Annotated in this window: 15 protein-coding genes; 6 read left to right on the forward strand and 9 right to left on the reverse strand. The window is 43.5% G+C overall.

The genetic code is table 11. From position 1 onward, the window contains the following. Nucleotides 1-36 precede the first annotated feature (36 nt). Nucleotides 37-597 carry a tRNA (cytidine(34)-2'-O)-methyltransferase gene (locus ACTXGL_RS00420; protein ID WP_443524100.1) on the reverse strand — a complete coding sequence of 187 codons (561 nt, stop codon included), beginning with the start codon at nucleotides 595-597 and terminating at the stop codon, nucleotides 37-39. A gap of 261 nt (nucleotides 598-858) precedes the next feature. Here ACTXGL_RS00420 and ACTXGL_RS00425 point away from each other — a divergent pair, with 261 nt between their 5' ends. Then, a complete protein-coding gene (locus tag ACTXGL_RS00425) occupies nucleotides 859-999 on the forward strand; it encodes an entericidin A/B family lipoprotein (RefSeq protein WP_057759705.1) in 141 nt (46 codons plus the stop codon). A 72-nt stretch (nucleotides 1,000-1,071) separates the two neighbouring features. Here the strand turns inward: ACTXGL_RS00425 and hemW are convergent, their stop codons facing one another. Continuing rightward, on the reverse strand, nucleotides 1,072-2,373 hold the full coding sequence (gene hemW, locus ACTXGL_RS00430) for a radical SAM family heme chaperone HemW (RefSeq protein WP_443524819.1): 1,302 nt from the start codon (nucleotides 2,371-2,373) through the stop codon (nucleotides 1,072-1,074). Nucleotides 2,374-2,689: 316 nt separating this feature from the next. Here hemW and ACTXGL_RS00435 point away from each other — a divergent pair, with 316 nt between their 5' ends. From ACTXGL_RS00435 to accC, 4 genes are all read left to right on the forward strand, one after another. After that, nucleotides 2,690-3,184, forward strand: a complete 495-nt coding sequence (locus ACTXGL_RS00435) for an EVE domain-containing protein (protein WP_443524102.1) — start codon at nucleotides 2,690-2,692, stop codon at nucleotides 3,182-3,184. A gap of 408 nt (nucleotides 3,185-3,592) precedes the next feature. Continuing rightward, nucleotides 3,593-4,960: an MATE family efflux transporter gene (locus tag ACTXGL_RS00440; RefSeq protein WP_443524820.1), complete on the forward strand. Its 1,368-nt coding sequence runs from the start codon at nucleotides 3,593-3,595 to the stop codon at nucleotides 4,958-4,960. Between the two features lie 239 nt (nucleotides 4,961-5,199). Continuing rightward, nucleotides 5,200-5,631 carry an acetyl-CoA carboxylase biotin carboxyl carrier protein gene (gene accB / locus ACTXGL_RS00445; RefSeq protein WP_443524104.1) on the forward strand — a complete coding sequence of 144 codons (432 nt, stop codon included), beginning with the start codon at nucleotides 5,200-5,202 and terminating at the stop codon, nucleotides 5,629-5,631. A 122-nt stretch (nucleotides 5,632-5,753) separates the two neighbouring features. Then, nucleotides 5,754-7,115 carry an acetyl-CoA carboxylase biotin carboxylase subunit gene (gene accC / locus ACTXGL_RS00450; protein WP_319050348.1) on the forward strand — a complete coding sequence of 454 codons (1,362 nt, stop codon included), beginning with the start codon at nucleotides 5,754-5,756 and terminating at the stop codon, nucleotides 7,113-7,115. 228 nt (nucleotides 7,116-7,343) lie between these two features. Here accC and ACTXGL_RS00455 read toward each other — a convergent pair whose 3' ends face one another. Together ACTXGL_RS00455 and leuA are read right to left on the reverse strand one after the other, a co-directional pair. After that, nucleotides 7,344-7,961: a hypothetical protein gene (locus tag ACTXGL_RS00455; protein WP_443524106.1), complete on the reverse strand. Its 618-nt coding sequence runs from the start codon at nucleotides 7,959-7,961 to the stop codon at nucleotides 7,344-7,346. Between the two features lie 313 nt (nucleotides 7,962-8,274). Next, nucleotides 8,275-10,059, reverse strand: coding sequence for a 2-isopropylmalate synthase (gene leuA, locus ACTXGL_RS00460; RefSeq protein WP_443524107.1), 1,785 nt, complete (start codon nucleotides 10,057-10,059; stop codon nucleotides 8,275-8,277). A 220-nt stretch (nucleotides 10,060-10,279) separates the two neighbouring features. Here leuA and ACTXGL_RS00465 point away from each other — a divergent pair, with 220 nt between their 5' ends. Then, nucleotides 10,280-10,768, forward strand: coding sequence for an Lrp/AsnC family transcriptional regulator (locus ACTXGL_RS00465; protein WP_443524109.1), 489 nt, complete (start codon nucleotides 10,280-10,282; stop codon nucleotides 10,766-10,768). Here ACTXGL_RS00465 and ACTXGL_RS00470 read toward each other — a convergent pair. From ACTXGL_RS00470 to ACTXGL_RS00490, 5 genes are all read right to left on the reverse strand, one after another. After that, on the reverse strand, nucleotides 10,736-10,930 hold the full coding sequence (locus ACTXGL_RS00470) for a hypothetical protein (RefSeq protein WP_319050344.1): 195 nt from the start codon (nucleotides 10,928-10,930) through the stop codon (nucleotides 10,736-10,738). The two genes, ACTXGL_RS00465 and ACTXGL_RS00470, sit on opposite strands and share 33 nt — an antisense overlap. A gap of 164 nt (nucleotides 10,931-11,094) precedes the next feature. Further along, entirely contained in the window at nucleotides 11,095-12,438 is a 1,344-nt protein-coding gene (locus ACTXGL_RS00475; protein WP_443524111.1) for an ABC1 kinase family protein, read from the reverse strand. 84 nt (nucleotides 12,439-12,522) lie between these two features. Beyond that, nucleotides 12,523-13,314, reverse strand: coding sequence for a HesA/MoeB/ThiF family protein (locus ACTXGL_RS00480; protein ID WP_443524113.1), 792 nt, complete (start codon nucleotides 13,312-13,314; stop codon nucleotides 12,523-12,525). A 48-nt stretch (nucleotides 13,315-13,362) separates the two neighbouring features. Next, nucleotides 13,363-14,235, reverse strand: a complete 873-nt coding sequence (gene prmC / locus ACTXGL_RS00485; protein ID WP_443524114.1) for a peptide chain release factor N(5)-glutamine methyltransferase — start codon at nucleotides 14,233-14,235, stop codon at nucleotides 13,363-13,365. A gap of 44 nt (nucleotides 14,236-14,279) precedes the next feature. Beyond that, nucleotides 14,280-16,175, reverse strand: coding sequence for an AmpG family muropeptide MFS transporter (locus tag ACTXGL_RS00490; protein WP_443524116.1), 1,896 nt, complete (start codon nucleotides 16,173-16,175; stop codon nucleotides 14,280-14,282). Nucleotides 16,176-16,267: the final 92 nt, after the last annotated feature.

Genomic DNA, 16,267 nt, shown 5'->3' on the forward strand with positions numbered 1-16,267 from the left:
CGGTCTTATCAGACAAATCGCTATTCGTTAAAGTAACTACTTTGGGTCGTAGACTGTCAAACTCTCATAACCGACACTACGACCTTCATCACCCAAAAACCCTTGCTGTCGCCATATTTCATACAGGCAGATAGCAACGCTGTTGGATAAATTTAAACTGCGCGAATCAGCTAGCATGGGTAGTCTTAACCAATTATCAGCACCAATATCTTCACGTATATCCTCTGTAAGGCCTGCCGTTTCAGAACCAAATACCAGTGCGATATTAGGTACTACGTCGTCATTAGCCTCTTCAGCAGCTACTCGCCCGCCAAAATCATAATCGTAAAAGGGCTTACTCAGTTTAGTCGTCAGCGCGGTAATGACATGGCAGTCCGCTATCTGTAACGCCTGCTTCGCTGCTGCCCAGTCATCGTGTACTTGTAGATGCGCATATTCGTGATAATCAAGTCCTGCGCGGCGTAGCTTTTTATCATCAAGCTCGAACCCTAACGGTCTGACTAAATGCAGCTGTGCCCCGCTATTGGCACACAGGCGAATGATATTGCCTGTGTTACTCGGCATCTTTGGGCCAACCAGCACGATATGAATGGTCATGTTTATTTACTCCAAAAATGGTTAACGCTCTGTTATTCAAGTTTATGAGCGACAGGTAATTAAAAGTTACAGTTTACTGCCAATAATTACATTTTGATACTGTGCAGCGTTTTTAACTTTCTCTATGATGTCTGTAATGGATAACGCGATAGCATTTAAGTGTGACTGTCTCATCCAATACCCCTTCAGTGACGCTTAAGCAGACCGCTTTGCATCACTGTTGTTATTTATAACCATCCATTTATCTTTGAGGATACTATTATGAAAAAAGTAATCATCGCATCTTTAACTGCTATGTTCGTTCTAACTGGTTGCAACACGTTCAAAGGCTTTGGTCAAGACGTATCAAGTGCTGGCGATGCTGTCACTGGTGGCGCACAAGAAGTACAAAACAAAATCTAAGGTCTGATTTTTTTAGATTTGTTAAGGGCTTACCATTTTTTGGTAAGCCTTTTTTATTTTTGGCTATTTATCTTATAAAAAAGCACGTAGTATCTGATTAAGGTAGCGCTGCCCTAACAGTGTCGGTTGTAACTGCGTATCACTGTCTATCAGCAACCCTTGTTTTATCAAACTAGCCACTTGCTCATTGATACTATCAAGATTCAGCCCCGTTCTTTCCTCAAACAATGACCAAGCCACACCTCCATGCAACCTCAGCGCATTCAACATAAACTCACTTACCAGCTCATCACGATCAATCTCTTGCCAGCCAACCATTTTGGGTGCGCTTTGCTTGATATGAGACTGCTCAGTGATATCTGTAGACCCCACGTAATCCTTCGGCATACGTGACTTACTGAATCGATAAATACCTGCTTCTGCTACTAGGTCAGTCTGTAGCATATTGCTTTGCGTTGACGGCTCATTGTTTAGGTTATAACCAACCGTTACTTTGCCATGCGCCCCTGCACCTATTGCTAAATAGTCGCCAAACTGCCAATAGTTTATATTATGACGGCATGGCTTGTCTGATGCGCCTGCCCATGCCGACACTTCATAATTGCTATAGCCTAATTGCTGCAATAGCGACTGACCTGCTTGTTCAATATCTGCCAAGTTGTCTTCATCAGGTAAAACCGGCTGACTGCGATAGAACACGGTATTGGGCTCAATTGTCAATTGATACCAAGAAATATGTGTGGCGCCAGCGTTGTGTGCCATTTGAATATCATTAAGAGCTTCTTTCATAGTTTGCTGCGGTAGACCGTGCATCAAATCGACATTAACACGCGTAAATCCAGCAGATTTGGCAGCTTTAATTGCTGATAATGCTTGCACAGGGTCATGGATACGTCCAAGCGCTGTCAGCTTATCAGCAGCAAAGCTCTGTACGCCGATAGACAACCGATTGATGCCAACCTCTAGATACTGCGCAAATGGCGCATGCTCAAGCGTACCTGGATTGGCCTCCATCGTGACTTCTATATCTGCTGCAAACTCAAAACATGACCGTAGACCAGAGAACAATCTCTGATACTGAGCAATAGGTAACAAAGATGGCGTGCCACCACCGATAAATATAGAAGAAATTTTGCGACCTTGCACCAGTGATTGCTGCATTGCGGCATCTAGCAGTAACGCATCGACATAGTCATCATACATGGAGATCTGACTGTCTACAGGCAACTCATGCGAATTAAAATCACAATAAGGACACTTCTTCACACACCACGGAATGTGAATGTAAAGAGACAATGGAATGTCAGTCACGTCTACCGCGATAGTATCCGTTGTTGGTTCAGTAAGACTTAATGTATTTAGGTCGTTTGGCATGCTTTCTGTATTCACTTTGGGCATAAATAAACTTATTTTGTAGTGAGCAATAATAATTGATATCAAAAGTAACGCTAGGATAGCGACTAGATGGGATAAAGAAAAGCCTATCTATCATAAAACTATTAACAAAAACACGTATAAACGCTCTATTCACCATAACAACTTATGGGCAGTATATAGAGACTCTATTAAAAACAGCCTCTACTAAGAATAGACACGATTTAAAACATGTTTGAGGGTGAGTTAATCGAAACTAACTCTAGTAGTTTTAAGAACGAATTAAAGAATAAACAAAAATTCAAAGGATAGATATATGGCGTATTGGTTAATGAAATCCAACCCTAAATTTTTTGGTATTGAAGATTTGCAGCGCTTGGGCACCGACGGTTGGGACGGTGTTCGTAACTACCGCGCGCGTAACTTTATGCGCGATGATATGAAAGTTGGTGACAAGGTTTTCTTTTATCACTCTAGTGCCAAACCCTCTGGTGTGGCTGGTATTATGACCGTGAGCCAAGCAGGCTATCCTGACCCTAGCCAGTTTCACCCTGAGCATCGACACTACGACCCTATTGCGACCGAAGAAGCGCCGCGTTGGTACATGGTAGATCTCACTTTTGAGCACGCTTTTACCGAGGTGTTGCCCTTATCAGAGCTAAAATTTTTGCCTGCGCTCGAAGATTCCTTACTACTGAGAAAAGGCTGTCAACAATTAACAGTGATCCCATTAGAACCCAAGCACTGGCGCGCGATTATGGATATGGCGGAGACACTTGAGATATTACCAGAGCAGACAACGAATCATTAATTAATTTATTGATTCAACACATCACTTATCGGTGATAAGCAGTGAAGTACAAAGCGTCTATGATTAATATGTATATAGACCCTTCAAAGCGTTGACATCATAGCGCCGCTTCTTTACCATCTTATCTATATATGACCTGTCAATCCACTGCTTGGATCGACGGGTTATTTTTATTTTAGTGTCTTTATTCTAGAACCTTTATTTTAAGACCTTTATTTTCATTGCCGTGCTTGGTCTTTATGAGTTTGCTCATATCGTTTATCGAGGTATCATCATCGGCACGACTTTTCTGCTCATGCTATTGCTTCAGTTTTGATACATTGCTCTCTTCGGATTAATAGCAGTGCGGGCTTATTCATAATAATGCTCTTAATAACAATTACCGCAAAGAATAAAAAGTTGCTCACCATGGTTTTTCCATTGTCTTTCAAAGATTTTAAAAGCTACAGTTTACGCCTAGGCGTACTCGCCCTACCTATTTTGATCACTCAGTTTTGCCAAGCAGCACTTGGTGTTGTTGACGCTATCATGGCAGGCCAGGTGTCTGCGCTTGATTTGGCAGCAGTGGCAGTTGGGTCTGGTATTTGGCTCCCACTGTTTTTGTTAGCGACAGGTATATTAATCGCGACGACCCCTCTGATTGGTGAAGCGGTTGGTCAAAACCAGCATGATCAGGTTCCACATATCACGCAGCAGTCCTTATGGACCGCAGGGGTGATTGGGATTATTGGGTTTATTGTTGTCAATTTAGCACCCAATGTTCTGGGTCTCATGGGTGTACCTGAGAATATTCAGCCAATAGCCACGCAGTATTTGCATGGTGTGTCCTTTGGTTTCCCTGCACTAGCTGTCTATGCTGTACTGCGCAGTTACTGTGAGGCACTGGGTCGACCTGAGCCTGTGACTGTTATTAGTATTATCGGTCTGCTTGCCGACATACCGCTCAACTATATCTTTATTCATGGTTTATTTGGCATGCCTGAGATGGGCGGCGCTGGCTGCGGTGTGGCAACCGCGTTAGTATTGTGGATAAATGTGCTTTTATTGGCCGCTTATACTGGTTTTACCAAGCGAAAAGAGTTTGCCACTACTCGCTTTTTTTATGGGTTTACGCGTCCAAATCGTACACAGATCAAAAAACTTTTAAAGCTTGGTATACCTATCGGGATCTCTATCTTTTTTGAAGCCAGCTTATTTAGTTTGGGTGCTCTAGTTATTAGCCCATTGGGTGAGATTGCGACAGCAGCGCATCAGGTGGCTCTATCCGTGACCTCACAACTATTCATGATACCGATATCCGTCGCTATGGCACTCACTATCATGATCTCAAATCGATTTGGTCAAAAAAATCTCTTGGCACTACGCCAAGTGCAAGCCACCGGGCTTATTTGGACAGTCCTTATTGCTGTCGTTTGCATGCTCGGTATATGGTTGTTTAGGTCAGAATTGGCAGCTGCGTTTACTGATAACTCCGTTGTGAGAGCTCAGTCTATGCACCTGCTTATCTTTGCCCTTGCCTATCAGCTATTTGATGGCTGGCAGGTCAATGTCGCTGGCATATTACGCGGTATGCAAGATACGACGATACCGATGTGGGTGACGCTCTTTTGCTATTGGTTGGTTGCATTACCGCTGGGTATTTATTTAGTGCGTTTCACTGATGTTGGTGCACAGGGGTTTTGGATGGCACTCATAACTGGTCTGTTTTTATCCTCTATCCTATTGACACTGCGTCTACGTTACCAACAAAAACGTCTGACAGCACTGTGGGGCTAACATCGATGATAGAGCACCTTATCTCACAACATAACTGGCGCTACTTGGTGACATAGACTATGATAAATCGTAGAAGATTTCTTACTAAACAAAGCGCTTACGTCAAAATATGTAAAAATTCTCAGTTAACAACTGTACATTGATTGCTCATTGCCCTGAATCTAGGTATCATTAGCAACTAATTAGACAATATTTAGTTACACTATTTCTCGAATTTAGTACAAGGTCAGATAAAAACTATGGATATTGAAAAAATACGCACCCTCATCGCCCTTATGGAAGAAAGTGAACTGGTGAATTTAGAAATCAGTTCAGATGATGAACATATTAGTTTGACTCGTCACTATGATGCGCCTGTACCAGCTATGATGGCAGCCCCTACTGCTGGCACTGCACCAACGGCAGCTGCTGATGCAAAACCTGCGGCAAAAGCTGGAAACGTCGAAAGCTCACCTATGGTTGGTGTATTCTATTCAGCACCAACGCCGAATGATCCACCATTTGTAAAAGTCGGGCAAAAAGTTCAAGCAGGTGATACCTTAGGTATTATCGAAGCCATGAAAATCATGAATCCACTTGAAGCGACTCAAAGCGGTATCATTGATGAAATCTTGGTAGACAACTCTGAAGTCGTACAGTTCGGCCAACCTGTCATACGCTATAAAGCGTAACGATATTTGCCATACTTTATTTCATAATGGCTGAGTTTTAGTGTACCTATCGTATCAATATTGAATAACACGATGCTATATTAAACTTGGTCAATGACTGACGCTTCGACAAGGATGAACCCATGATAAAAAAATTGCTCATTGCCAATAGAGGTGAGATTGCCCTGCGCATCGTTCGAGCTTGTAAAGCGCTAGGTATTGAAACAGTAGGTGTCTACTCTACCGCTGACGCCAATTTGATGCACCTGCGCTTTGTTGATGAGGCAATTTGTATTGGCAAACCTAATGCCAACCAAAGCTATCTGGATATCAATACCATCTTAACCGCTGCTGAAATCACTGGCGCAGATGCTATCCACCCAGGCTATGGTTTTTTGTCTGAAAATGCTGAATTTGCTGAACGAGTAGAAGAAGCAGGATTGACTTTCGTTGGTCCAAATGCTGATCACATCCGCTTGATGGGCAATAAAGTCTCTGCTATCAACGCGATGAAAAAAGCAGGCGTGCCGACTGTGCCAGGCTCTGTTGGCGCTGTGACACTCCACAACGCTGAAGAGCAAGCACGTAATATCGGTTTTCCATTACTGATCAAAGCCGCCTCTGGTGGCGGTGGACGCGGTATGCGTGTGGTTGAACGCTTTGATGAGTTGGTTGGTCAAGTACAAGCTGCAAAACAAGAAGCTGAGCTATGGTTCGGTGATGATACAGTCTATATGGAGCGCTATCTACAAAACCCGCGCCACGTAGAAGTACAGGTACTTGGTGATGGTAATGGTAATGCCATCCATCTATACGACCGTGACTGCTCATTGCAGCGTCGTCACCAAAAAGTACTAGAAGAAGCGCCTGCACCAGATATCCCAGATGATGTACGCGAACCGATTCTAAAAGCTTGTGTGAAAGCCTGTGAGCTTGTGAAGTATCGCGGTGCAGGTACATTTGAGTTCTTATTCGAAAACAACGAGTTTTTCTTTATTGAGATGAATACTCGAGTGCAGGTTGAGCATCCCGTGACTGAGATGATTACTGGCATTGATGTCGTTGTCGAGCAGCTCAAAATTGCCGCCGGTTATGGCCTATCTTATCGCCAAAGCGAGATTGAGATCCAAGGTCACGCGATCGAATGTCGTATCAACGCTGAAGATCCAGCGACCTTTGTGCCGTGCCCTGGTACTATTAGCCAACTATTCACACCAAGTGGTTCTGGTATTCGTTTTGACTCGCATTTATATCCTGGTTATGAAATACCGACTTATTATGATTCATTGATTGGTAAGCTAATCTGTCACGGTCAAACGCGTCAGCAAGCTATCGCTAAGACAGTACATGCCCTTGATGAATTAATTATTGAAGGCATTAAGACCAACATCCCACTACATCGTGATGTTATTTTGGCAGATGATCAGTTTGTTCAAGAAGCACAAAACATTCACTATCTTGAAAGAGAGATGTTGAGTGCCGACAAAACCAAAAAAGAATCATAAATTACAATAGTTAGAGCTTCTGTAATTAACAACTAGATAAATAGTAATTAGTATAACTAGAGACTTGATAGTTATAGGCTTTAACCCTCTAATTAATGATCCCTAAACCAGATTTATTGGAAATTTAGCACGAAAAAACCGCTATATTGATAGCGGTTTTTTTATGTCATTTTAGAGCAGGATAATCAGTGTTTTGTATGGTAGACAATGTATTATTGACACCACTTACTATGGCAAAACTCTATTGAAGTTCATAAAGCATTCTTTTCCATCAGGGTCAGCGCACCACTGCATCTGATTGCCATCATGATTTATAAAGGCAATCAATGCTTCATCAGTCTGGTCTATCTGATTGCCCGAGCAGTCTACCTCGTTATTGTCATAGACGGTCTTGATCGCGATAATAGGTAGCCCCTCTTCGCGATGGGTGATCAAGTAACGACCATAGGTCCATTCTTTGCCACTAGACGCTCGCATCTCGTTATCAGCACCAAAATTGTACAACTCGCGGCACTGCGCAGAATTGTTGGCTGAGCTAATAAGGTTGTTGCTAGTAATCGGCGGAACCTTTAAAACTCGCTCTTCGTTTTGAGTCAGTATGCCGCCATCTATCCCAGCCGTTACTTTAGGCTCTACGCTACTGGGTTTTTGCTCACTCACAGCCGCTTGTTTAGCCCTCGCCTCTTTGGTCATAGTGATAGGGCTGTCCAAATCGATCTCCCACTGCCCTGCAATAGCGGGGCTGATATGAGTAGTGATTGTCGGCTCAGTAACCGCTTCACCGTTTGCAGGTAATGAAGCTAGAATAGATGCCAATGTAAACGAAGCAAATGAGGTAGGTTCCATGGTTAACCTTTTATTTATAATGTTTTAATATATACATTAGCGTAAGTCGTAGGCACCAAAAATACAAGTAACATTATGCTATTGGTCGCAGCATCATATATATAAAGTATTCAAAAATATCAGCATGACCGTAGGCTATATCCATAAGAAGATAGAACATTGACCAACGCTCAGTCTTCTTTTTACCCAAAAAATAACGCCATAACTTTGCTTGTTAGGCACAAGAAAGCTATGGCGTTATATATTCATAAACTTAAGATCAGCATAGGTCACTGGACTACTCAGTGATTGCTGTTTAGTACACTTTTTAGTATTAGGCTACCTCTGTACTCAATGCTTGAGCAAAAGCTGACAGCGCCCCTTTGAGCATCGCTGATACCGTGCTACTACATGTACCGATACCAGAGTATACTTCACCATCTACATTTAGCTGAATATAGGCAGCAGCATTGGCATTAGTCTTGTTGTCACTGTTGGTATCGTCATCGATGCCATTGCCGCTGTTATGGTGCGGGTTAATCGCATGCTCAGCATAGTTAATGATATGCAAAGACTTACCCGTATGCTGTGCAAGACCATCAATAAATGATGACAACGGGCCATTACCAGTACCATCAATATCAATAGTGTCACTATTCATCTGTACCTGACCACTAAAATATACCTCGCCGCCTTTGTTATTGACACTATAGTCTAATAGCTCGAACTTACCTTGCTGTAAGTAAGTATCTTCAAAGGTCTGTAGGATTTCATCGTTTTGCAATTCGCGGGCAACCGCTTCAGCCTGCTTTTGTACCACGCGACTAAAGTCAATCTGCATCCAGCGCGGTAAATTAAAGCCATAATTGCGCTGTAGAATATAAGCAACGCCACCTTTTCCTGACTGACTATTGATGCGTACCACATCTTGGTAGCTACGACCAATATGTGCAGGATCGATTGGCAAGTAAGCCACATCCCAAACGTTATCCGTCTCGTTTTGATGATTTTCATTATAATCGAGAGACTTTTTGATGGCATCTTGGTGTGAGCCACTAAATGCCGTAAAGACCAACTCGCCTACATAAGGATGACGTGGATGCAACGGTAAATTATTGCACTCGCTCACGACTTGTACGATTTCACTCATGTTGCTAAAGTCAAGATCAGGATCGATACCTTGGCTAAACAAGTTCATAGCCATGACCATGATGTCCATATTACCGGTACGCTCGCCATTGCCAAGCAGAGTACCCTCGATACGATCAGCGCCTGCAAGCACACCCAATTCAGCTGCCGCTACTGCACATCCGCGATCGTTGTGCGTATGCAAACTAATAATGACATGCTCACGCTGGGCAAGATGACGACAGAAGTACTCGACTTGGTCAGCAAAGACATTGGGCATAGATGCCTCAACAGTCGCTGGTAAGTTAAAAATAACTTCTTGACCGTTCTGCGGCTGCCACACGTCACAAACTGCATCGCAGACTTCTACAGCATACTCAGTCTCTGTCTGGCTAAAACTCTCAGGAGAGTATTGAAATACCCAATCTGTCTCAGGATATTTTGCCGCATACTCTTGTAGTAGCTTGGCACCAGCGATAGCAATTTCTTTTATCTCAGCTTTGTCTTTGCCATATACTTTTTCGCGTTGTACACGACTGGTTGAGTTATAAACATGAACGACTGCGCGTTTTGCGCCTTTCAATGATTCAAAGGTACGGGCAATCAAATGCTCGCGCGCTTGTACCAATACTTGCAGTGTCACATCATCAGGTACATGTTTTTCTTCAATGAGCTTACGAGCAAAGTCAAACTCAACCTGTGCCGCTGATGGAAAACCAATCTCAATTTCTTTAAAACCAACATCGACTAGCGTCTTAAAAAAACGCATTTTTTGTTCAATAGTCATCGGGTCAATCAATGCTTGGTTACCATCACGCAGATCTACGCTTGCCCATATCGGTGACTTTTCGATTGTTTTGCTCGGCCACGTCCGATCTGGCAACGAGGGTGCAAATGCAAATGGACGGTATTTACGAAAGTCAAAAGCGGCACTTTTTGGTGTGATCTTTGCAGTCCCTGAGACTGCAGTGCGAGTGGCTTGGTCAGACATAATCAATCCTTAGACGGTAACGTTATTTGTATATTTAGTGGGCGATTAGCTGCTGGTTAGATCAATACTTATCATATAAGATAGCTAGTGTTTATATCACAATAATAGCAAAGTTTGATGCTCAGAAACCTGCTTTTTTTCACTCTATTTATTGTTATTTTAGTGGATAATACTATATTAGGCTCTATAATCGAGTTAATTCACTATTGAGACAATAAAAATGCCAGACAACCAGATCGAGAATACATTAGTAGCGGATATAGACGAGATCGATAGGCAACTACTGCGCTTATTACAGACACAAGCGCGCATGAGTGTGACTGAACTTGCTGAGCGCGTTAATCTGTCTGCCACGCCCTGCGCGCGGCGAATCAAACGCTTAGAAGATGCAAATGTTATCACAGGATATCAAACCAAGACCGATGCACAAAAACTCGGTTATCCACTTGCTGTGTTTATCGCTATCAGTATGGACCGTCATACAGCTGAGCGTTTCGAACAGTTTGAGCGCAAAGTTCAAAGTTTTGAGGAAGTTATTAGCTGTAGTATTGTCACAGGACGCACAGAGGACTATCTAATCAAAGTGAGGGTACGCGATATGGCACATTACGAGGAGTTTTTGTTACATCGACTCAATCGTATCGAAGGCGTTGCCCAAGTACATACCAGCTTTGAGTTACGAGAAGTGTTTAGTCGGAGCGTGGTTTAGAGGGTCTAAGCCACTGGTAGTGTAGGACGACGGGGTGTTAGCATTATTATCCTGCCCTGCCAGCAAGGCTGTGACCAATAAGCCAAAAAACTGCCCTAGTGCATAGAACAGCGTCACCAATGCAATCACTAAGTCAGAGTGGGCAGCAGTGGCATTTGACACAATGTGAGTATCATCGCTACCCTAACAACAAAGATTAATTACAAAAATCTCAACCTTACAATAGTGGCATTGCCATGTAGCCCAAATGTCCCATCAAACCAGATATTCAGGCACTCATCAATAGCAAAAACGATAAACCTATGACTTACTAATCGAATCAATATTTACGAGACGTTTAGCGTTGGCATTTCTGTCTCATCTTGTCCTAACATCTGTACACGCTGGTCACTGAACATATCCATATCAGGGGCTAACGTACGCATAAACCGATCAAAATATAGCATCTGCTTGGTCAGTAAAGCAAAATCACGCGGGAAATGGATACCATGACGCTTACCCACTTCGACGATCTCAAGCATCATTTGATTCAGCTCGTCTGCTTGTTCTTTGCTGTTGAAAGGCACGCCACTGGTAAACGCCTTATCTTCTGCCATGATGGTTGTCATCATGCGCTGTAAATCATTGCCCAATGCAGCCACATCGATTTTGTTGTCGCCATGCGTCATTTCCATATCAATCATATGACGGGCCATCGCTTGATAGTCATTGTCTTGCATCGCTTGCATCATACCCATGCACGCGCGCCAACTCTCAGCTTTTAGTTTACCAACGATACCAAAGTCTAAAAAGCCAATACGGCCGTCGGTCAATAGCATCAAATTACCAGCATGTAAGTCAGCATGGAAACTGTTGCACAGCATGAGACTGGCAAACCATGTGTTTAGAGTATCTGCCATCACTTGCGCAGGATCGCTACAGTACTGACGCATGAGTGACTCATCGACCATCGAGACGCCATATAGTCGGCTCATTGTGAGTACACGCTTAGTCGTCAACGCTTCGTATACTTGCGGCGCCACTACGCGCGTATTACCTGACACCGCTAAGAACTGCTGAAAATCGCGGATATTTTGTGCTTCAGCGATAAAGTCAGTTTCGGCAAGCATACGCAGACGAATCTCATCGATGATCGGTGCGATGCTGGCAAATTTCATCGACGGCATTACAATTTCGAGCAGTTTAGTCACGCCATGCAAGACACCCAAATCGGTCTGCATAATGGTTTCGACACCAGGTTTTTGCACCTTTAGCACCACTTCATCACCGTTATGCAACCGTGCTGCATGCACTTGGGCAATAGAAGCTGATGCGAGCGGCTCTGAGTCAATATGTGCAAACGTGTCATCAAGGGTCATACCCTCAGTCGCTAGCTCTTCTTTTAACACTTGCTCAATATAAGCATAAGACAATGGCGTGGTCTGATCCAGACAGCTCTGGAATGCCTTGACATACTCTCGTGGAAATAGCGACGGTGTACTGGCAATAAACTGACCAATCTTAATATAAGTAGTGCCGAGTTGCTCAAAGGTTTCTTTGAGGAGCATCGCGTCAGGTTTCTCCCCTTTTGCTACTCTCAGCGCAGACAGACCTGCCACACTCGCTGTCTGGCGAACACGGTTGACGACATTAAAGGTATGTTTTAATAAATGCGGACGATGAATTTTCATAAGAAACAACTATGGTAATAAGAAGGATGTTTGAAAATAGATAATGTACTAAAAGTATTTATAAAGGGTTAAAGCATTAGCATATTAATTAACACTGCTACAGACAGGGCATTGGGGGTCTTTTCTATAACCCATCAGTCGCTGCTGCATTTGACTACCATCCCATATGAGCAGCTTATTTGTCAGTGGATTTTTGGTTAATCCCAAATACTGTAAGGCGGCATTGGCTTGCAGATTACCCATGACGGCTGTAGTACTAGCGAGCACACCCGAATTGGCACAGGTACGTTCATCAGCGGCATCATCGCGCACAACTGAGCCAAACACGCAGTGGTAGCAGCCTGTATCGAGCTGAGGCTCAAACAACGCCAACTGCCCTTGCATTGCAATTGCTGAAGCTGATAACAGCGGGATTTTATAGCGCACGCTGATACGGTTGATACTATCACGCGTGGTAAAATTATCCGTACAGTCTAAGAGTAAATCAGGCTTGTTTGTTGCCATACCTAGCAGCTCATAAGCATTGTTTTCATCTAAACGTGCGACTGTCCCGTGAGCTTGTGTCAGAGGATTGATACGCGCCAGCATAGCAGCTGCACTCAGTGCTTTAGACTTGCCAATATCTTCTGGCAAAAATAACGTTTGCCGTTGTAGGTTACTCGCCTCAATCTCATCATCATCAATTAGATGAACATAGCCCACCCCTGCACGTACCAGTGTCTCAGACGCTGGGCATCCAAGACCGCCTGCCCCTATCATAACCACGCGTGCTGATTTTAATCGCAGTTGAGCATCTATATCCCAACCGTCTAATAAAACGTGCCGAGCATAACGGAGCAGCTCATCATCGGATAGCGGTACCACCTCTTCTACCATATTTATCTACAACCTATAATCAAAGAAATCTACTACCAAAAAACTTGTCTATTGAACTTGCCCTAACGTGACACGGTCATTACCACCATAATCTTGTACCGTATGCACCGACTCAAAATCATTATCCAAAAACAACTGTCGAACAGCAGCACCTTGATCATAGCCATGTTCGATAGCCAATAACCCATCTGTACATAGGTATATCGGTGCCTGCTGGATAATATGCTCAATATCCGCCAAGCCATGATTGGGCGCACTCAGTGCGCTTATCGGCTCTGCCTTTAACGCAGCCAAATGCTCATCTGTCTCATCGATATATGGTGGATTAGAGACAATCACATCAAACTGCTGTTCAGCACCAGTAGCGAGTGTCTGATACCAACTGCTTTGGACGAACTCAATATCAGCAACGTCATTGCTCACAGCATTATGCTGAGCAACCTTCAGCGCGTCGAGCGATAAATCGACCGCAACAACTTGCCAGTTAGCGTGCTTAAGTTCATGAGCAAGACTGATAGCAATACAACCTGAACCCGTCCCCAAATCTAGCAAACGCTTATTATTAATACATGTCGGCTGAGCATTGATCCACTGTAGTACCTGCTCGACCAATACCTCGGTATCCGGTCTAGGAATCAGAGTATGCTCATTGACATTAAAATTAAGTGACCAAAATTCTTGCTGCCCAGTCAAGTACGCAAGCGGTATGCCTTGCTGCATCTTATTCACACCATCACTGAACTGTGCAAGCTCGCTGTCACTCAATTGGTAATCTTCATCCGTCATCAACGCTATCGCGGGCTTATCAGTGACATGTAACAACCAGTCAGTTAGCCAAAACGACGGCAGCCGGTTGCTCGTATTATCATTCGTCAGTTGTCCAATGTGTTGCTTAATTTGACCGATGGTTGATGCTGACATAAGTCACTCTTAAAAATAATAGAAAGATCAGTAAAGAGCCTAAACTACTCTGATGCGCGCGGTGGCTCTTTGGTATCAGTCAGGTTTGGGTTTGCCTTGGCTAATTTATCACCGCTGCCATCATCGTCGCCATAAATGTCATCGTTATCACCAATGACAATATGTTTATCAACGAAATAAATCAGTGCCAAGATAGGAATACCAATCGCAAAGGTAAAAATAAAGAAGAACGGATAGCCCATATTATCGACGATAGCACCAGAATAACCACCCATGACCTTAGGTATAAGCGTCATCAGTGAAGAAAAAATAGCATACTGTACGGCAGTAAAGCGAATAGAAGTCAGTGCCGACAAGAAGGCAATAAATACAGCACTTGCCAGTCCTGCAGCTAAGTTATCAAAAATGACCGCCAAATACATGAATGGTAAGCTGCCTGGATTATACGTCAATAGTACAAATAACAAATTGGTCGCACAGGCTAAAATAGCACCAATCATCATAGCGTGCATAATACGGAAGCGCTGGGCTAAAATCCCGCCCAAAAACCCACCTCCAATCGCCATAATCACACCGACAAGCTTCACGGCATTCGCAATGTCCGTCTTACTAAAGCCCATGTCTTGATAAAAGACGTTTGAGATCACGCCGGCTACGATATCAGATATACGATACAGACCAATCAACGCCAGCAGCAACAGGGCTTTTTTGCCATAACGACGGAAGAAGTCTAAAACAGGCTCAATCCATGTGGCCATCGCCACTTCTTTTTTGACTAATCCTACTTGTACCAATGCGTAGCCTGCTACCATCGCCGCCCCTAAACTCACCAGTAAATGGAAAGTTTCTACAAAGAAACTAGAAAACGCGCCTTCAAATTCTGGTAGGACTTGTCCCATCACTATGTAAGCAGCAATAAAGGCAATCACTGAAAACACAAACAACGCCACCAGTCTGACGTAATCCTCACGAGTCTCAGCGACCAGTGGGGCTTTGTTGATGATTTTGGGTTGGTTGACGATGAAGTACAGTAGTAATAATGGGGCACAAGCAACCAAAGCCAAAAAGTAAAACTTGATAGCCGGCATTATCATTAACGGTATCAACGCCACTGTGCTATCAAATACTGTATTGATTAAGATATTAATTAAGTAAATAAAACCGAATAGCAGCCCTGGTATCAGCAGTAACGCAGAATAAATAAGAAATACTTTCAAATTGCCTTTTTGCTTGTTGTTTTGTAAAACGTCAGCCGTCGGCTCATAACTGGCAAATGTCGTCAAGACCCCTAAAGTCATGACCCCTGCCATGATATAATAGGTATTGCGCCATGCCTCGTAACTGTAAAAAGTCTCATTTGAGCCAAAATAGTCCGCCAAATACAACGCGCCTGCCCCAGCAACGATCATACCAATACGGTAACCTGACACATAAATAGAAGACAAAATAGACTGCATAGACGGCGGTGCAAGCTCGATACGGTAGGCGTCAATCACAATATCTTGCGTCGCAGAAGAGAAGCCAAGCAACACGGCCGCACCTGCCATATAGACCAAAACATCTTCACTGACAGGGTTTACCCTTGCCATTAGAACGATGGCCAGCACAATGAGCAGCTGTGATACCACCATCCAACTGCGGCGGCGCCCGAGCCATTTTGTCAAAAATGGTACAGGTAGCGCATCGATTAATGGTGCCCAAATAAACTTAAATGAATATCCTAATGCCGCCCAACTAAACATGGTAACGACGCTACGATCAATTCCTGCCTCTCTGAGCCATAATGATAAGCTTGAGAAAATAAGCAGAATAGGGATACCCGCTGAAAAACCCAAAAACAACATGATAATCACACGAGGGTCTAGATAGGCTTTTGTCGCCTCGCCCCATGATTTTTTAGCAATTGATTGATTGGGCGGCACAGATTTGACAGCAGACATAATAACTCACCAACAATTGAGACAAGGAACACAACTGCACACAATTCTTATCACTCTTCAAAATCAGTTACTCAATAAAGTAGCGATAAAAA

Source organism: Psychrobacter sp. T6-6, assembly GCF_052258185.1.
Taxonomy (GTDB): domain Bacteria; phylum Pseudomonadota; class Gammaproteobacteria; order Pseudomonadales; family Moraxellaceae; genus Psychrobacter.